The organism is Crossiella sp. SN42 (genome assembly GCF_023897065.1).
Lineage (GTDB): Bacteria > Actinomycetota > Actinomycetes > Mycobacteriales > Pseudonocardiaceae > Crossiella.
The window spans coordinates 27296-44230 of record NZ_JAMHIV010000043.1 but is presented as its reverse complement, the minus strand read 5'-3'; the positions used below and the strand labels follow the sequence as shown (position 1 = coordinate 44230).

The window sequence follows — 16935 nt, the reverse complement described above, 5'->3', positions numbered from 1 at the left end:
CGGGCGAACGGCCGCAGTCCCAGCGACCCCAGCGACGGGAACGACCTCGGCCCGGACGGGTACTCCGCCGTGGAGAGGTACCTCAACAGCCTCCTCCCGTGAGAGCAAGCCCACCGGCCCCGTTCTCCTCATGCGACTGCCCATTCCGGAGTGTCCACACCGCACAGTCCGGCGGAAGCCCGCCGGGGTCGTGGGTCACGACAACCGCCGCGCTCGCGTAGCCGCGGAGCATCACGTCATCCACGGCGGCCTCATCGAACCGCGCGGCGGCGTGCCGGATGTTGTCCGTGATGGCCCGCGCAGCAGGAGAAGTTCCGGAGTGACCCGCTCCGGTCCGGCCAGCACCCACCCAACAACAACACGGACGTGCGCACCGGTCCCCGGATCACGCGTTTCGGCGCGTTCGGCAATTCCGGTCGAACGGACATGGATTCAGGACGAGAAACCTCGGGCGGCCACCTGCAGGGCCTGGCTGACCGCCGCCTCCAGGCGACCCGCCTGCTCGCCATCGGCGGGGTCGGTGTTGAACGCGTGATGCTCCACGGCCGCCCGCAGCGCGGCATTGATCATCGCAGCGTGCACGGTGGTGGCCAGGTCGGGGCAGGGCAGCCCAGCGCGCTGGGCGAGCGCCTCGGCGAACACCGGCTCGGCCTCCCGGTGCGCCTCCAGCCACACCGCGCGCAGCCCGGGCTCGATCCTGGTCAGGCGCACCAGGTTCAGCAGCGACGTGCGGTCGCTGACGAACCCGTCGGCGCGCTGCCGCATCACCTCGAGGAGTTCGGCCACGCCCTGGTCGCCGCGCCAGGACCGCAGACACTGCGCGGTGAGCTCGATTCCGCCGGTCAGTAGAGGCAGGACGCATCTGTCCTTGGTCGGGAAGTACCGCCACAGCGTGCGGGAGGAAATGCCTGCCGCCTCGGCGATCTCGTCGGCGGAGGTGCCGGCCACGCCGTTGGCGAGGAAAAGGCGGACCGCCGCACGGGCGACCTCCAGCCGGGTCTCGGCCTTGCGCCGCTCGGTCAGGGGCGGGCGTCCGGTCCGCTTCTGCTCGTGCGACATGTCCCCTCCCTGGCGTGGCACGCGGGACGTCCGGGGACGGTACCACTTTTTGTCACTCACCGCCTTACTGGCAGAGCGTGCCAAAAAGTAGGTAGGCTCGGCTCACGTCACACGAGGAGACACACATGGGCAACAGTGGTCTGGCCGGCAGCAGCGTCATCGTCACCGGCGCCGGCTCGGGGATCGGGCGGGCCGCCGCCCTCCGTTTCGCCGGCGAGGGCGCGCACGTGGTGGTGGCCGACATCAACGGCGATGCCGCCAAGGCCGTCGTCGCGGAGATCAAGGCAACCGGGGCCACCGCGGTCGCGGTGACCGGCGACCTGGGTGAGCAGGCCGTGGTCGACGAGGTGGTCGCGACCGCGGTGACCACCTTCGGCGGCCTGGACGTCCTGGTGAACAACGCCGGGATCATGGACACGATGTCCGCCGCGGCGGATGTCTCCGCAGCCGAATGGGAACGTGTCCTCCGCGTCAACCTCACCGCGCCGTTCCTGCTCACTCGCGCCGCGCTGCCGCACATGCTGGCCAAGGGCAAGGGCGCGATCGTCAACACCGCCTCCGAGGCGGGCCTGCGCGGCAGCGCCGCCGGAGCCGCGTACACCGCGTCCAAGCACGGGCTGGTCGGGCTCACCCGCTCCGTCGCGGTCATGTACCGCAACGCCGGTGTCCGCGCCAACGCCATCGCCCCCGGCGGCACCAGGACCGGCATCGTCGTCGACGCCGACCCCGCCGGGCACGGCCCGCGGGTCCTCGCCGGGTATCTGCACAACGTCGGCCGCCTCGCCGAGGCCGACGAGCAGGCCGCCGCCATCGTCTTCCTCGCCTCCGACGCCGCGGCGAACATCAACGGCGTCGTCCTTCCCGTCGACAACGGCTGGGCCGCGGTCTGAGCGCGACGGGCCGCCGCGTGGCTCGGCCGCCCGCCCGGTCCGGCGCGCGGAAAGCGATTTCCACCGGCAGTTCCTTCTGATGCCGACACACAGCAGAAAGGGCATCGCATGTCCACCTCCGGCAACGCCGGGAATCTTCCGGTCCCGGACGACCTGGGCTTCGACCCGCACGCCCTGCGCGCCAGGTACCGGGCCGAGCGGGACCGCCGCATCCGCCCCGACGGCAACGCGCAGTACCGGCCGGCCGAGGGCGAGTTCGGCTACTACGCCGAGGACCCCTACGCCGACCCCGGCTTCACCCGGGAACCGTTGCACGACCGGGTCGAGGCGGTCGTCCTCGGCGGCGGGTTCGGCGGCCTGCTCGCCGCCGCGCGGCTGCGCCAGGCGGGCGTCGACGGCATCCGGGTGATCGAGAAAGCCGGGGACTTCGGCGGCACGTGGTACTGGAACCGCTACCCGGGCATCCACTGCGACATCGAGTCCTACATCTACCTGCCGCTGCTCGAGGAGCTCGGCTACGTCCCACGCTGGAAGTACGCGCCGGGCGAGGAGATCCGCCAGCACGCCCGCGCCATCGGCCGGCACTTCGACCTCTACCGCGACGCCTGCTTCCAGACCGCGGTCACCGAGCTGCGGTGGGACGAGGACGCGGCCGAGTGGATCGTGTCCACCAACCGCGGTGACCGGATGCGGGCCCAGTACGTGGTGGTGTCCAACGCGACTCTCGACCGGGCCAAGCTCCCCGGCATCCCCGGTATCGACACCTTCCGGGGCCACACGTTCCACACCAGCCGCTGGGACTACGGCTACACCGGCGGCGACGCGAACGGCAACCTCGGCAACCTCGCCGACAAGCGCGTCGCCCTCATCGGCACCGGGGCGACCGCCATCCAGGTCGTGCCGCACCTGGGCCGCGACGCGCGGCACCTGTACGTCTTCCAGCGCACACCGTCCTCTGTGGACATTCGAGGCAACCGGCGCACCGACCCGGACTGGGCCGCCTCGCTGACCCCCGGCTGGCAGCGCCGCCGCCGGGAGAACTTCCTCACCATCGTCAGCGGCGGCCGGGTCGAGGAGGACCTGGTGGACGACGGCTGGACTGACAGCGCCGGCCTGCTGCGGAAGCTGACGCCCGGCGAGGTGCACGACTCCCTGTCACCCGCGGAACGGGAGTACGTCGAGGAGATCGCCGACTTCCAGAAGATGAACGAGATCCGCGCCCGCGTGGACGCCATCGTCGGAGACCCGGCCACCGCCGAGCTGCTCAAGCCGTGGTACCGCTACCTGTGCAAGCGGCCCACGTTCAGCGACGAGTACCTGCAGACCTTCAATCGCCCCAACGTCACCCTGGTCGACACCGCCGACCACGGCGGCGTCGGGCGCGTCACGGAGCGTTCCCTCGTGGTCGGCGACGGCGAGTACGAGGTGGACTGCATCATCTTCGCGACCGGTTTCCAGGTCGGCATGTCGGACGTGCTGACCGGCCGGTTGCCGGTGCACGGGCGCGGTGGCAACACGCTGCTGGAGCACTGGCGCAGCGGACCCCGGACGCTGCACGGCTTCTACAGCCACGGCTTCCCCAACCTGTTCCACCTGGGGGCGCTGCAGAACGCCCCCTCGGTGAACTTCGTGCACGTCCTGGACGAGCAGGCCGGCCACATCGCCGAGGTCGTCGCGGCTGCCCGCAAGCGCGGCGCCCACCGGGTCGAGCCGAGCACGGCGGCCGAGGACGCCTGGATCGCCACCATCCGCGAGACCGCGCCGGACCTGCACCGGTTCCAGGCCGAATGCACGCCTGGCTACTACAACAACGAGGGCAAGCCCCGCGAGCGCGGCGAGACCTTCGGCGGCGGGGCTGTCGCGTTCCACGACCTGCTGCGGCACTGGCGCGAGAACGGCGGTCTGGACGAGGTTCTGGTCGGTGCCGGATGAGCCATCGGCGTCGCAACCGGCCCAGCCCGCTGCGCGGCTCCAACGGCATCGCGTTCGGCCCCGACGGGCGGCTCCACGTCGCGGAGTTCCTGGCCGGGCGGATCAGCGCCGTGGACCTCGCCTCGGGTGAGGTCGAGGTGGTGACACCGGCGGACGGCCCGCTCCAGTCGCCCGACGACCTCGCCTTCGGTGTGGACGGCTCGATGTACGTCACCGACCTCGTGCCCGGCCGGGTGTGGCGGCGCGACCCGCGCGGCGTCTGCACCCTGGTGTCCGATGCGGTGCTGGTGCCCAACGGCATCGCCTGTGTCGGCGAACGCCTGTTCGTCAACGAGATGCGCGTTGGCGGCCGTTTGGTCGAGCTGTTCCCCACCGGCGGTGACCCGGTGGTGCTCGCCGACGGCCTGGCAATGGGCAACGCCATGCAGCTCGGACCGGACGGGTGCCTGTACTACCCGCACATGCTCACCGGTGAGGTCTTCCGGATCTCGCCGGATGGCGGCCCGCCTGAGCTGGTCGCCGCGGAGGTGCACGAGCCGGTCGCGGTGCGCTTCGACCGCGGCGGCGTCCTGGTGGTCCTCTCCCGCGGCGCGGCCGGGATCGTGACGCGCGTTGACCTGTTCGGCAGCGGGGAACGGCGCATCGTCACCACCGGCGTGGCAGGCCTGGACAATGCCGCGTTCGACGGCGAGAACCGCATGTACGTCTCCAGCTTCGCCTCGGGCGGCATCACGGAGGTGCACCCGGACGGCCGGACGCGCGAGGTCGTGCCGCGGGGCCTCGTCGGCCCGCACGGGGTGGCCGTCGACGCCGGCGGCACGGTCTACGCGGGGGATCACTACCGCGTGGCGATCCCGGCGGACCCCGAGGTGGTCACGCACGAGCTGCTGATCTTCACCCACGGCATCGCCGCCGACCGCGGGTTGCTGCACGTCACCTCGCAGTACGGCGACGTCCGCACGCACGACCCGGCGCGGCGGACCACGCGGGTGCGGGCCACCGGACTGGCCCGGCCCACGGGCATCGCGGTGCGCGGCGATGGCACGCTCGTGGTCGCCGAGGCGGGCGCCGGCCGCGTTGTCGCGATCGACGCCGACGACAGGGTCACCGTGGTGGCCGACGGCTTCGACGAACCGCTGGACGTGGCGTTCGACGCGGGACAACGCTGCTACGTCAGCGATGAGCGGCGCGGTGCGGTGTACCGCCTCGACGGCGGGCCATCGGTGTCCGTTGTGGACGGTCTGGTCGCCCCACAGGGGGTGGCCGTCCGCGGCGACGAGCTGTTCATCGTGGAGGCCGGACGACGACGGCTGCTGGCCGTCCGCCTCGACACCGGCGAGCGCAGGATTGAGGCCGACGACCTCGCCGTCGGCTCGCCGCGGACGACCACCCCCGAGTTGTTCACCCACGGGATGCCCGGCGTGCCGCGGCAGTTCGCGGGCCTCGCCACCGGCCCGGACGGCTCCCTCTACCTGTCCGCCAACGGCGAGGGCAGCGTGCTTCGCCTGTCGCCCACCGCCGGGACAGGCTGAGCGGCGCTGGCCACCTGGCCCGGCCCTCGTGCCACCACGGCAACTCCCCCACCGCCGCTGCAAAGCTGTCCTTATCGGCAGTGAGGGCGTACTCGACACCGGTCCCGAAAAGGCCGGAGTTTGCCTGAACAACACCCTCTCCCGCTGACCAGTCGAGACGAACGGTTCGCTCATCCATCACCAATAGTGGCTTCGGCAACCAGCAGCGCGCTGTTGCGTTACCTGCCTGCCCGTCCTGTTCCCGGAACAAGGAGGTGTGGCCGCTATGACGGCTCCGTCACTATCGGAGAACCCACGCCAGGATGACCGCGGTCAAGCCGGGATGGTGGTGAATGGAAATGAGAAGGGAATAGTGCGCCACCGACAGTCCCAGCGCCCAGGTCACCCGGTCGAACGCACGTCTCTCACTCTCCTCTGTGGACAGGGGACGGATGTTCACAGCCCCAGGACGCGTTCCGCGTTGCCGTGGGCGATGCGCTCCAGGTCGGCCGGGCAGTAGGGCGCGGTACGGAGGAACTCGACCGCCTCGGCACTCGACTCGAACGGGTAGTCGATCGAGAACAGCACCCGGTCGATCCCGACGGCGTGGGTGGCGCCCAGCAGCGCGGCGTGCGACATGACACCGCTGGTGGTCACGTACACGTTGTTCCGCAGGTAGTACGAGGGCAGCTGCTGCGTCCGGTCCTCGGGTTCCACGTGCGCGTAGCGGCTGTCGAGCCGGGAACACCAAGCTGCGGCAGGAGAACGAACAACTGCGCCCGCACGTAGAGCGCTACGAGGAACGCATCCGGCGGCTCACCGTGGACAACACCCGGCTCGCCAACGAACTCGCGGCCCGCAGCGGCGTCACCGGCCTCAGCACGCACCGGCCACGACACGCGGGTGAGCCGTGATCACCCACGGCGTCCGGGACATGTCGGGTCTTCGAACTCAACCGTGCCCGGTGGGCACGATCCGCTGCCAGGGTCTTGACGGGGACCCACATCGGCCGCTGGAACCTCGTCGAACGCACCCGCCGACATCGAGGCCGACGTCCGCGCCGCCGCACCGCCGGGAACCGTCGCCGGACTGGACATCACCGCCGATGCCACTGGCCTGGCGCTGTCCGCGACGGTGCGGCGCGCTGACGAGCGGGGTGATCCCCGCCAGTCGGCTTCGTGTTCGTCGCCGGCGCAGCCTCGAACGTCAGTCGAGGCCTTCGATGATGCGGAAGTCGCGCTCGAAGCCGTCGGGGAGTTCGGCCAGCGCCTTCTGGTAGGCCGCACTCTCGTATGCGGCGACCGCCTGTTCGAAGCTGTCGAACTCGATCAGGACAACGCGCTCGGCGATTCCGGCTTCGTGTGCGACGACCCGGCTGCCGATGCTGGCGAGTACCCGCCCGTCTGCGGCCTTGACGGCCACACCGGCCAGTTCGTTGTAGACATCAAGCCCCTCGGGGTCTGTGATGGTGGGGTAGACGCTGACCCAGTAGCCCTTGGCCACGGTTCCTCCTGTGTTCGGAATTGATCATCAGGAACATACTCAGATCCATCGCCGGCGCGCTGTGGATCAGCTGTCGTCGGGGAAGAGGTGGCCGGGGCCGGTGCCCGCGGCGAGGATCAGGCCGCCGATGCCGAAGCCCAGCACGCCCGCCTGCGTCACACTGCCCCCCAGCCCCAGCAGTTGTGTCGCCTTGCCTCGTCAATGCCCGGACGGTGGGGTCGCGCAAGGTCATGAGGCGTTGTCGAGGCGGTCCCGCAGCTCGTCGTCCAGCTCCAGGTCCAGGGCGCCGAGGCACTCGTCGAGCTGGTTCACCGAACTGATGCCCAGCACCGGCAGCACCGGCGGGTCGCCGCGCAGCAGCCAGGCGAGGACCACCTGGTTCCGCGTTGCGCCCAGCTCGTTCGCCACGTCAGCCAGCACCGCCAGCCGACGCCTGCTGCCCTCGTGGTCGTACTGCTCGGGCAGGGGCCGGTCGGAGCGGGTGTACGCGCCGGACAGCAGCACCGAGTAGCCGAGCACGGTCAGGTCGGGCTCTTCGCGCGCGTAGTCGAGCAGTTCGTCGCTGATGTGCGGGTTCGCACCGAACTTGGCGCCCGGCCGCGGCCGCAGGTAGCTGTGGCGCTGCTGGACACAGGTGAAGCCGGGCAGTCCCGCGGTCCTGGCGATCTCACGGGCATTGGCGATGCGCCAGGCGGCGTGGTTGCTGCACCCGGTAACCCGAACCAGGCCGTCGGTCACCAACGACGCGAAGGTGGCCACGGTGTCTTCCAGCGGTGTGCGACGGTCCTCGATGTGGGCGAAGTAGACGTCGAGGTGGTCGGTGCCCAGGCGGCGCATGCTGGCCTCGGCTTGGGCCCGGACCACCTTGTGGGACAGCCCTTCCGCGTGCTGCGGCCAGGTAGCGCCCAGCGGGTCGGGCAGCGCTCCTACCTTGGTGGACAGCACGACCCGGTCCCTGGCCCGCCGGGACGCCAGCCACCGGCCCAACAGCTGCTCGCTCTCCGCGCCGGTGCCGCCAGGGACCCAGAACGCGTAGGTGTTGGCGGTGTCGATGAACGTGCCGCCGGCGTCGGTGAACCGGTCGAGGATGGCGAACGCCCGCTGTTCGTCGACCGTCGTGCCGAAGTGCATGGTGCCCAGGCACAGCGCACTCGCGCTGAGCCCCGACCCGCCGTCGGACAAGATCCACTGCTCCACGTGCACCTCCTGTGGTGATCGCGGATGACGCTAACGGCGATTGGCTCGGCATTATGATCCAATCGCATGGACGAATCCCGGACCAATCTCGCGTGGAGCGCGCTGCTCGACCTCCCCGGGGCGGGCGCGAAGCACGAGCGGCTGACCCGCGCACTGCGGGTGGCGGTCCGCTCCGGGCGGCTGCCCGCGGGCAGTGCGCTGCCTCCGAGCCGCACCCTGGCCGCCGACCTCGGCTGGTCCCGCTGGGTCGTCACACAGGCGTACGCGCAGCTGGTCGCTGAGGGGTACTTGGACGCGCGGGTCGGGTCGGCCACCAGGGTGCGCTGGACTCCCGACACAGTGCCCGCGCCGCCGTTGTCCGGCCGGCCGCCGGTACCACAGACCCTGTTCGACCTGACCCCGGGCCTGCCTGACCTGCGCGCCTTCCCGCGCGCCCGGTGGGGCGAGGCGGTCCGCGACCAGGCGCGCCTGGCGCCGTTCCCCGACCTGGGTTTCCCCCCGCCGGGCGGACACCCCGAGCTTCGCCGAGCCCTGGCCGACCACCTGCACCGTTCCCGGGGCGTCGTGGCGGACACCGACAACATCGTGGTCTCCACGGGCGTCACCGACGGCGCCGCCCGCCTGTTCCGGGCCTTGCGGGCGGAGGGGATCACCCGCGTGGCCGTCGAGGATCCCGGTTGGACGCGGCTGCACCACGTGGCGCGCGAGGCTGGACTGACCGTCGTGCCGGTCCCGGTGGATGAGCACGGCCTGCGGGTGGCCGAGTTGGACCGCGATCCGACGGTCAGGGCGGTGCTCACCACGCCGGCCCACCAGTTTCCGACCGGTGTCACGCTCACCGCGGAGCGGCGCGGCGCGCTCGTGGAGTGGGTGCGGCGGATCGACGGGGTGGTGCTGGAGGACGACTACGACGCCGAGTTCCGCTACGACCACCGCCCGCTGGGCGCGGTCCAGGGGATGTGCCCGCAGCGAGTGGTGCTGCTCGGTTCGGTCAGCAAGACGCTGTCACCGGCCCTCGGCATCGGTTGGGTGGTCGCGCCGCCGCGGTGGCGCCTGCCGCTGCTGGCCAGCGGCACAGCCCGGTCCGGCCCGCCGGTGCTGGACCAGCTGGCCTTCGCCCACCTGATCCGGACCGGGGGCTATGACCGGCACCTGCGGTCGGTGCGACAGCGCTACCGGGCCCGGCGGGCCGCCCTGCTCGACGCGCTGCGCACCCGGCTGCCGGCCTGCCGGGTCACCGGGTCGGCCGCCGGTCTGCACCTGGTGGCCCACCTCGGGGACGGCGTCGACGCGGCCGACGTCGTCACGGCCGCGGCCGCGCGCGGGCTTCGGCTGGTCGACCTGGAGGCCTACCGAGTGGACCGCCGGGAACCGGCCGACTGCCTCGTCCTGGGCTACGGCAACCTCGCCGACGGCGCGGTCGACGACGCCGTGGTCATGCTCGCCGCGTCGGTGGCCGAACAGAGCGCGCACGACAGCGGACCACCCCGGTAGTCGATGGCATTCGGACCTGATGGGGTCGAACCTGAAGACGGCGTCTTGCCGACCTGACGCTCGATCTTGCGTGCGACCACCGAGGCCATCTTGAGATGTGATCGCTACCCGGCGATCAAGGCTTGCCGCAGGGGCTCCCGCCAGGTATCGGTTTCGCGGGCGTATACACCGAAGTCGGTGCCGAACTCCCAATAGGCCCAACCGATCCGCAGACGCTCGGCTTCCGCCCGTACCCAGGCGGTCCAGCGGACCCGGGAATCCATATCCGCCCGCTCGTATGCGCCGAACTCGCCGATGAACAACGGAACCGCGTGAGCGTCCGCCCAGGCCGCCGCTACGGCAAGGTCCTCGCTCACGGTCTTCCGGTCGGCTTCGCCACCCCAGGTCGTGCCGAGCCACGGGGCGGAGTTCTCGACCCAGGGCGCGCCCTGGTGGGTGAACTCGAACGGGGCGTAGTAGTGGACCGTCGCCACCAAGTGGTCGTCATCGGGCAGTTCGAGCTTCGAAAGAGCGCTGATGTCGTTCATCTCCGCCGGCCCGATGAGCACCGTGCGTTCTGGGCTTGATTCCCGCACGGCAGCCAAGGCCTGGGGTAGCAGGGCGTTCCACCGCCGCGCGGTCATGGCGGCACGCGGCTCGTTGAGCAACTCGAAATGAAGGAGATCTGGACGATCGACGTAGCGTGGAGCGATCTGCCGCCACAATGCCAGAAACCGCTCCGTCTGCGCGTCGGGCACGTGGTTGAGCTCGTGATAGTGGTGCACGTTGAGCACGACGTTCAGATCCCGCGCCAGTGCCTGGTCGACCGCTCGGTCGACGCGTTGGAAGAAGTCCTCTCTGATGGTGTACGGAGCGGTCTGTCCGGCGTGCGCCGACCACGCCACCGGCAACCGGATCGTGTCGAACCCGGCGGCCTTGATCTCGTCGAAATACCGCCGCGGCAGCCGAAGCGCGTGCTCGTCGGCGGTGTCCAGGGCGTTGCCCAGGTTGATCCCCGAGCCGAGCGTCACGGACGAGAACGAGCGCGGCATGTGGCCTCCGATCCGGGACAGCCTCACAGCAGTGGGAGGAGCATATCCGTCGGGTCGACACACGATTTTCGCCAGCGTCGCGTGAAACGGTCGACTGAACGCATTGTGGACAATGGGCAGATAAGCAAACCCACAACACAACCCGGTGTGGAACCCAAGGCCGTGGACGAGGAACTTGCGGCACCGCTCGCCCGCCCGTGCCGTCAGGGGCCGCCTGGGCGCGGAGAGCGCGACCGTGACTTACCGGACAGCGCCTCACCTACAGCCAGTCGTGTTCGCGGGCGTAGCGGGCACGCCGGGCTTGGCGTGGCGCGTCAGCATGAGGATCACCTGGTCCGGCCGCGTGTGGCGGATTCGCGCGACCGCGCCGAGTCCGTCCCCCCGGGCATTTCCAGGTCGATGACGAGCACATCGGGCTGGTGCCGCAGGGTCGCTGCCACGGCCGCCTCACCGTCCTCCGCCTCGGCGAGCACGGTGATCTCCCCTTCGAGCGGCAGCAACGACGCGAGTGCCTTGCGCAGCAGGGCTTCGTCGTCGGCGAGTACCACGGTGGTCATCGGGCCTCCTGCGGTCGAAGGTGCGGGAACGCCGCGGCGGTGAGGAAAGTGCCGTCCTTCTGCGCCACGGTCAGCTCCCCGCCGTCACCGGCCACCCGTTCGCGCAACGTGGAGAGCCCGCTGAGCTCGGGCAGCGGGGCGTCCGGCGCGCCGTCGTTGAGGATGGTGATGCCGGACTTCGACAGCGTGATCCGCACCTGTCCGGCCTGTGCGTGCCGCAGGATGTTCGTGGTCGTCTCGCGCAGGACCTGGCCGAGCAGTTCGCTCGCCCGGGCGTCGACCTCGGCTTCGCGGTCGACGCGCACATCGATGCCCGCGGCCTCGAAGAGGTTCTTCGCGTTCTCCAGCTCCGCGGACAGGTTGAGCCGCCGTTGCGCGTAGGCGAGTTCCTTGGTCTGGGCGATGGTGTCGGCGACCAGCGCGTGGATCTCGCGCAGCTCCTCCTCGGCCCGCCCGGCGTCCGTGCGCACCAGCTTCTGGGCCAGCGCGGTCTTCAGCTTCACCACGTGCAGCGTGTGGCCCTGGATGTCGTGCAGGTCGCTGGCGAACCGCATGCGCTCCCGGACCACGGCCAGTTCGGCTTCACGATCCCTGGCCTCCTCCAGATCCTGCACCACGCCGTAGAACCTCTTGTTGGGGAACATGATCCCGGTCACCATCGCGGTGATCCCGCTGGGCACGACGAGCCAGCTGATCAGCCCTTCGGGTAGGTCGTCGTGGAACAGCAGCAGCCTCGTCGCGCCCACCACGGCGACGAAGGCGACCAAGCCGGCCACGGCCAGGCCGCGGAGGCGGGCGAGCTGGGGCACGACGTGCGAGCCCACGATGGACAGGCCGAAGAACGCCGCTCCGGCGCCGGCCACGAAAGCCCCGTAGACCCACACCCCCGCGCTCGCGAGCAGGCAGGGGATCGCGACGCGGAAGACGTCGTTCGCCGTCCACCGTTCGAACGCCAGCAGCGCGGCCACCACGCCGAGGGCCAGGACGAAGGCGTCCAACCAGGACCGCGCGTCCACCACCATGATCAGCAACCCGACGGCCACGAGCACCGGGGAGATCGTGACGAGGTTCAGCCGTCGCAGCCGTCGCTGGGTTTCCGGGGTGTGCGCCGTCACCGGTCCGCACGCGGTGGTCGGGGATGCATGTCGCCCAGCATTCCTCCGCGCCCGCCGCGGCACCAGTGACGCCGCGTCACACGTTCACCCCGAGGAATGTCATGGCGAGGACATGACGTGAGCGCACTGCCCGGAACGTGCGGCGACGGGTGGAATCAGGGCGTGTCCACACTGAGCTGGGTCGTGGTCGCCGTCGCGCTGGCCTCCCGCATGTTCCGCTGGGAACCGCGCCAGTGACGAAAACCCCACAAGGAGGAAATGGCATGCGCAAGGTCATCCCGGTCGTGTTCGCCGCCGTGCTGACGCTGACGGCGTCTTCGCTGCCCGCGGTGGCGGCAGTGGACGCAGTGGACTGGGGCCCGTGCCCCGAAGGCATCACCGGAGCCGGTCTCGAGTGCTCGACGCTCGAAGTGCCGCTGGACTACCGGAAACCGGACGGGCCGCGGATCGAGATCGCGATCTCCCGGCTGGCCAGCCCGAACCCGGCGAAGCGCCGCGGTGTGCTGCTGACCAACACCGGCGGGCCGGGCGGGGAGGGCCTGGCCTACCCGGCCATCCTGCGTGACACCCTGGAGCTGCCGCAGGAGGTGCTGGACAGCTACGACGTGATCGGCATCGACCCGCGCGGGGTCGCCCACAGCACGCCGGTGACCTGCGACCTGAAGCCGGAGCAGTGGATCACCAACATCCCCCTGCACGCGCGGAACCCGGCCGAGGTCACCGCGCAGGCCGAGCAGGCGAAGCTTGTCGCCGAGCAGTGCGGGAAGTCGGCGACGGCACCGCTGCTGCCGCACCTCACCACGGCGAACACCGCCCGCGACCTGGACCGCGTGCGCGAGGCGCTGGGTGAGTCCACAGTGTCCTATTTCGGCCGGTCCTACGGCACCTACCTCGGTTCGGTCTACACCACGCTGTTCCCGCACCGCAGTGACCGGTTCCTGCTCGACAGCGCGACCGGCCCCGGCGGCTGGGACGCTTCGTTCAGCCGGAAGTTCGGCGAAGGCTTCGAGGACCGGTTCCCGGACTTCGCGGAGTTCGCCGCCGCGCGGCCCGAATACGGCCTCGGCGACACACCGGCGAAGGTGACCGCGAAGTACTTCGACCTCGCCGCGCGCCTCGATGCGAAGCCGAGCCCACAAGGCGTCAACGGCCAGGTGTTCCGCCAGGTCACCTTCGCCAAGTTCTACTTCGACGCGGAGTTCCCGTGGCTGGCCGAGGCCTGGCACGCACTGGACACCGGCAAGCCGGTGGCGATGCCCACCGGGACCGCGGCGCCGGCCGCTCAGGTGCCCTCGGACAACTACCTCGCCAGCCAGCTGCACGTGATCTGCAACGACTCGGACTGGCCGGAGTCGGTCGGGACCTACCAGCGCAACGTCGCCATCGACCGAATCCGGCACCCAATGTTCGGCGCCGCCGCGGCCAACATCACGCCGTGCGCGTTCTGGCCGTCGGAGCCGGTCGAGCCGCCGGTGAAGATCAGCGACCGCGGCCCGTCCAACGTGCTCATCGTGCACAACCTCCGCGATCCGGCGACCCCGCTGTCCGGGGCCAGGCAGCTGCGGCAGGCCTTCGGCGACCGCGCCCGGCTGGTCACCGCCGACCAGGGCGGGCACCTGGCCTACCTGTACCTGGACAACCCGTGTGTCCACGACCTCTCGACGAAGTTCCTCGTCACCGGGGAACGCCCGAAGAAGGGGACGGCATGCTGATCGCCGAAGACCTGCTGCTGGGCCGGGCCACCTCGACGAGGCCGCCCGCCGCGAATGCTGTTGAACCTGGTCTTCCAGTTCGGCCTTGTGCAGTGCCAGGACCTGGATCTGGTTGGCCCAGATTCGGATGGTGTTCTCCGGCTCCACCTCGAAGTCGGCCTCAGCCCGTTCGGCCTGCAGAACCACGAGGACGGACCAACGCAGTGATCCTCCGGTGGTTCTGCTGGCCTGCCGTGACTCCGTTGCGCAGCCCCGATCACTCGTCTGTGTGATCAACGCTCGCCCGCATGGCCGAGTTGGTAGGCGTCTGCTCGTCGGTAAGGTGATCTTCGATGATCACCTCTTGCAGCTCGCGCTGGAACCGCGCCGAAGGCCAGGTCCGGCGCTGGGCCACCCGGCACGGCTTGACCGGTGACGCGGCGACCGCGCAACTGTTGGTGACGCTGGAGTTTCTCGTCGTCGCGGTTGGGTGCCGCTCGTGATGGCGGTCGTGGTGTGGGCTCTACGGTGTGCGGTGTCGGCGGTGTTCGCCGTGGCCGCGTGGGGCAAACTGGCCGATCGCGACGGGACACGGCAGGCGGTAGTGGAGTTCGGCGTGCCCGTCCGGTGGGCAAAGGCAGTGGCGTGGGCACTACCCGCGGTCGAAGTGGTGGTCGCGGTCGCGGTACTGCCCTCGGGCTCGGCGGTGCTCGCGTGCGCTGCCGCGTTGGGGCTGCTGGCGGTGTTCACAGCAGCGGTCGCAACGCAACTGCGGCAAGGAAAGCATCCGTCCTGTTCCTGTTTCGGGACAGCTACCAGTAAACCCATCACCGGCTGGACGGTCGTCCGCAACGGGCTCATCGCGGTCCTGGTGCTGGCCGCGCTCACCGGATCATGGACCACTGGCGATGTGCCGCAACAACTTCCGGCCGAATACGGGATCGGCGTACCGGTCGTCGTGCTGCTCCTCGCGATCACGGCAGTGCAGGCCGCGACGATCCGGGAACTGCGTGACCGCCTGGCCCGGTCCGCCGCCGCGCTCGCGGTGGAGGGCCTGCCCGTCGGGACAACCGCGCCGCCGTTCGACCTGCCCGGCGTCGACGGCGGTCGAGGCAGTCTGGACGGGCTGCTCGAGACGGGACGAGCGGTCCTGCTGATCTTCGTGCATCCGAACTGTCCAAGCTGTCACGCACTGGCACCGCAACTCCCGGCCTGGCGTGACCAGCACCGCGAGACCGTGACCATGGTGCCAATCAGCAGCGGTGATCTGGCGGTCAACGCCACCTTCGCCCAGGAACTCCAGCTCGGCCGGCTCCTCGTCCAACAGCGCACCGAAACCGCGACCCTGTACCGGGCGACCCGTATCCCCTCCGCCGTGCTCATCGACGCCGACGGGCGCATCGCCGCCCCGCTCGCCCGCACAGTCGCCGGAATCCGCGAGCTCCTCACCTCCCCCGGCTTCCCCGCCACACCAGCCCACTCACGCCCGAGCACCTAACTGAGGAGAACAGTCCATGTCAGGCCAGCAAGTCGACTGGTACGACTGCCCCGCCCAAGGCAACTACCCCGATCCCACCAGCTGCGACCACTACATCGCCTGCACCGCCAATGGCACGGCTTACCGCATGCCCTGCGCGATGGGCCACGGCAACGAAAGGCTTCACTACGTCCGCGACTCCGGCCCCAGCGAACAAACGTCCCACTGCGACTACCCCGAGGTCGCGGACTGCGACCTGGAAGCCCTCGTGGGTACCGACTAGTTCGCCCTGTCCGAGCAGCGGTGCGACCGAATCCAGCTGCGCTCTCGACGTGGTGTCGGAGTACGACCGGGAACGCGGAATCTCTTACTGGACAAAGAACTACCGCACCGGGATCGAGCTGGAAGACCCCGAAGCGCTCGATCGCCGGTACCCGTACTACGACCCCATCACGAGCCTGCCGCAGAGGCTCGGAACGACCCGTTCCGACCTGTTCTGCGACAAGCCGCCGAAGCCTTCGTCGCGCTGGTCAGGACCTGGGGATGCGACTGGTGAGGACACGAAGACCGGCAAGTCAGAACCAGCTGCTTCAGCACCTGGCGGTGACGATCCACACCCCGCCGGGGATCCGCACGCCCTGCGGTGTCTCGAACTCACCGAGCGCGGCCCGTACCCGGTCGCGCAGTTCCGCCGCCGAGGCCGCGTCCACCTCGCGCAGGTTGTGGCGGGTCGGCCCCATCGCGAAGATGAAGTCGGCCGCGTCCCCGGCGTCCGCGCCGAAGCCCATGTCGGCTTGTTCCGGGGTGATGTCGATGTCGCGGAAGCCCGCCGCCGTGAGCACCTCGGTGATGCGTGCCGGATCCAGCAGGGAGCCCATGCCGCGTGCGGCCGGTGACGGCTCCCGCAGGTAGGGGGCGAGCGCCGCGGTCGCTCGGTGGTAGGCGCTGTCGGCCCCGCCGGGCCGGGGGCCGAGGAAGGCCAGTCGCCCGCCGGGCACCAGTGTGTCGCGCAGGTGGCTGAACGCGGCCACCAGGTCGGCGAAGAACATCACCCCGCCGCGGCTGATGACGACGTCGAAGCGGGCCTTGCCGAACGGGTGGACCTGGGCGTCGCCCCGCTCGAAGGTGACGTTGGTGATGTTCTGGGCGGCCGCGTCGCGGCGGGCCCGTTCCAGCATGGGCTCGGACAGGTCGATGCCGAGCGCGTGGCCGCGGTGGGCGCTGCGGGCGGCCAGCCGGGTGGTGAGCCCGGTGCCGCACCCCACGTCCAGGACCGCGTGGTCGACGGCGATGCCCGCCGCGGCGAACAGCGGCGCGTTGAAGGCTTCGGTCATCGCGTTGTAGCGCTCCGGGTGATCGGCCCAGTGCCGCCCTTCCCAGTCGTTCCACGCCTGCGCCTGCTGCTGGTTGGCGATCACCGTCATGGCGGCATCCCCTCATCGCTGTGACTAGAGTTGGACTCTAGAGATAGACTCCAG

15 protein-coding genes and 1 pseudogene are annotated in these 16935 nt (G+C 70.3%); 8 read left to right on the top strand and 8 right to left on the bottom strand.

Annotated features, from left to right (window positions below):
• Positions 1–432 precede the first annotated feature (432 nt).
• Positions 433–1059 (bottom strand): TetR/AcrR family transcriptional regulator, encoded by a 627-nt coding sequence (locus M8C13_RS38435; RefSeq protein WP_252485734.1) that lies wholly within the window; start codon positions 1057–1059, stop codon positions 433–435.
• A gap of 125 nt (positions 1060–1184) precedes the next feature.
• Here M8C13_RS38435 and M8C13_RS38430 point away from each other — a divergent pair, with 125 nt between their 5' ends.
• The 3 genes from M8C13_RS38430 to M8C13_RS38420 all read left to right on the top strand — a co-directional run bounded on the left by M8C13_RS38430 (position 1185) and on the right by M8C13_RS38420 (position 5413).
• Complete coding sequence (locus M8C13_RS38430; RefSeq protein WP_252485733.1) at positions 1185–1949, top strand: SDR family NAD(P)-dependent oxidoreductase; 765 nt, start codon at positions 1185–1187, stop codon at positions 1947–1949.
• Between the two features lie 108 nt (positions 1950–2057).
• Positions 2058–3881 (top strand): NAD(P)/FAD-dependent oxidoreductase, encoded by a 1824-nt coding sequence (locus tag M8C13_RS38425; RefSeq protein WP_252485732.1) that lies wholly within the window; start codon positions 2058–2060, stop codon positions 3879–3881.
• Positions 3878–5413 carry an SMP-30/gluconolactonase/LRE family protein gene (locus M8C13_RS38420; protein WP_252485731.1) on the top strand — a complete coding sequence of 512 codons (1536 nt, stop codon included), beginning with the start codon at positions 3878–3880 and terminating at the stop codon, positions 5411–5413. The genes M8C13_RS38425 and M8C13_RS38420 overlap by 4 nt, the downstream gene beginning before the upstream one ends.
• Before the next feature lie 435 nt (positions 5414–5848).
• Here M8C13_RS38420 and M8C13_RS38415 read toward each other — a convergent pair whose 3' ends face one another.
• From M8C13_RS38415 to M8C13_RS38405, 3 genes are all read right to left on the bottom strand, one after another.
• Positions 5849–6109, bottom strand: a complete 261-nt coding sequence (locus M8C13_RS38415; protein WP_252485730.1) for an amidohydrolase family protein — start codon at positions 6107–6109, stop codon at positions 5849–5851.
• Between the two features lie 489 nt (positions 6110–6598).
• Positions 6599–6895, bottom strand: a complete 297-nt coding sequence (locus M8C13_RS38410; protein WP_252485729.1) for a DUF1330 domain-containing protein — start codon at positions 6893–6895, stop codon at positions 6599–6601.
• Positions 6896–7123: 228 nt separating this feature from the next.
• Positions 7124–8092, bottom strand: a complete 969-nt coding sequence (locus M8C13_RS38405) for an aldo/keto reductase (RefSeq protein WP_252485728.1) — start codon at positions 8090–8092, stop codon at positions 7124–7126.
• Positions 8093–8158: 66 nt separating this feature from the next.
• On the opposite strand from M8C13_RS38405, the gene M8C13_RS38395 reads away from it, so the two are divergent.
• Positions 8159–9586, top strand: coding sequence for a PLP-dependent aminotransferase family protein (locus tag M8C13_RS38395; protein WP_305884046.1), 1428 nt, complete (start codon positions 8159–8161; stop codon positions 9584–9586).
• Positions 9587–9690: 104 nt separating this feature from the next.
• Here M8C13_RS38395 and M8C13_RS38390 read toward each other — a convergent pair whose 3' ends face one another.
• From M8C13_RS38390 to M8C13_RS38380, 3 genes and pseudogenes are all read right to left on the bottom strand, one after another.
• Positions 9691–10617: a glycoside hydrolase family 5 protein gene (locus M8C13_RS38390; protein ID WP_252485727.1), complete on the bottom strand. Its 927-nt coding sequence runs from the start codon at positions 10615–10617 to the stop codon at positions 9691–9693.
• 291 nt (positions 10618–10908) lie between these two features.
• Positions 10909–11174, bottom strand: a pseudogene (locus M8C13_RS38385) (response regulator); the annotation flags it as partial.
• Positions 11171–12289 carry a sensor histidine kinase gene (locus M8C13_RS38380; protein WP_252485725.1) on the bottom strand — a complete coding sequence of 373 codons (1119 nt, stop codon included), beginning with the start codon at positions 12287–12289 and terminating at the stop codon, positions 11171–11173. The pseudogene M8C13_RS38385 and the gene M8C13_RS38380, both read right to left, overlap by 4 nt.
• 263 nt (positions 12290–12552) lie before the next feature.
• On the opposite strand from M8C13_RS38380, the gene M8C13_RS38375 reads away from it, so the two are divergent.
• The 4 genes from M8C13_RS38375 (at position 12553) to M8C13_RS38360 (ending at position 15740) form a co-directional block, all read left to right on the top strand.
• Entirely contained in the window at positions 12553–14001 is a 1449-nt protein-coding gene (locus tag M8C13_RS38375) for an alpha/beta hydrolase (RefSeq protein ID WP_252485724.1), read from the top strand.
• Positions 14002–14333: 332 nt separating this feature from the next.
• Positions 14334–14483, top strand: a complete 150-nt coding sequence (locus M8C13_RS38370) for a hypothetical protein (protein ID WP_252485723.1) — start codon at positions 14334–14336, stop codon at positions 14481–14483.
• Complete coding sequence (locus M8C13_RS38365) at positions 14483–15478, top strand: peroxiredoxin (RefSeq protein WP_256510422.1); 996 nt, start codon at positions 14483–14485, stop codon at positions 15476–15478. Before M8C13_RS38370 ends, M8C13_RS38365 begins: the two co-directional genes overlap by 1 nt.
• Before the next feature lie 16 nt (positions 15479–15494).
• Positions 15495–15740 carry a carbohydrate-binding module family 14 protein gene (locus M8C13_RS38360; RefSeq protein ID WP_252485721.1) on the top strand — a complete coding sequence of 82 codons (246 nt, stop codon included), beginning with the start codon at positions 15495–15497 and terminating at the stop codon, positions 15738–15740.
• A gap of 307 nt (positions 15741–16047) precedes the next feature.
• On the opposite strand, the gene M8C13_RS38355 is transcribed toward M8C13_RS38360, so the two are convergent.
• Positions 16048–16881, bottom strand: coding sequence for a class I SAM-dependent methyltransferase (locus tag M8C13_RS38355; RefSeq protein ID WP_252485720.1), 834 nt, complete (start codon positions 16879–16881; stop codon positions 16048–16050).
• Between the last annotated feature and the right edge of the window lie 54 nt (positions 16882–16935).

What these genes read in the sequence shown, in the direction of transcription:
- M8C13_RS38435 (WP_252485734.1), bottom strand. Translation starts at nt 1,059, where the DNA reads ATGTCGCACGAGCAGAAGCGGACCGGACGCCCGCCCCTGACCGAGCGG.
- M8C13_RS38430 (WP_252485733.1), top strand. Translation starts at nt 1,185, where the DNA reads ATGGGCAACAGTGGTCTGGCCGGCAGCAGCGTCATCGTCACCGGCGCC.
- M8C13_RS38425 (WP_252485732.1), top strand. Translation starts at nt 2,058, where the DNA reads ATGTCCACCTCCGGCAACGCCGGGAATCTTCCGGTCCCGGACGACCTG.
- M8C13_RS38420 (WP_252485731.1), top strand. Translation starts at nt 3,878, where the DNA reads ATGAGCCATCGGCGTCGCAACCGGCCCAGCCCGCTGCGCGGCTCCAAC.
- M8C13_RS38395 (WP_305884046.1), top strand. Translation starts at nt 8,159, where the DNA reads ATGGACGAATCCCGGACCAATCTCGCGTGGAGCGCGCTGCTCGACCTC.
- M8C13_RS38390 (WP_252485727.1), bottom strand. Translation starts at nt 10,617, where the DNA reads ATGCCGCGCTCGTTCTCGTCCGTGACGCTCGGCTCGGGGATCAACCTG.
- M8C13_RS38375 (WP_252485724.1), top strand. Translation starts at nt 12,553, where the DNA reads ATGCGCAAGGTCATCCCGGTCGTGTTCGCCGCCGTGCTGACGCTGACG.
- M8C13_RS38370 (WP_252485723.1), top strand. Translation starts at nt 14,334, where the DNA reads ATGATCACCTCTTGCAGCTCGCGCTGGAACCGCGCCGAAGGCCAGGTC.
- M8C13_RS38365 (WP_256510422.1), top strand. Translation starts at nt 14,483, where the DNA reads ATGGCGGTCGTGGTGTGGGCTCTACGGTGTGCGGTGTCGGCGGTGTTC.
- M8C13_RS38360 (WP_252485721.1), top strand. Translation starts at nt 15,495, where the DNA reads ATGTCAGGCCAGCAAGTCGACTGGTACGACTGCCCCGCCCAAGGCAAC.
- M8C13_RS38355 (WP_252485720.1), bottom strand. Translation starts at nt 16,881, where the DNA reads ATGACGGTGATCGCCAACCAGCAGCAGGCGCAGGCGTGGAACGACTGG.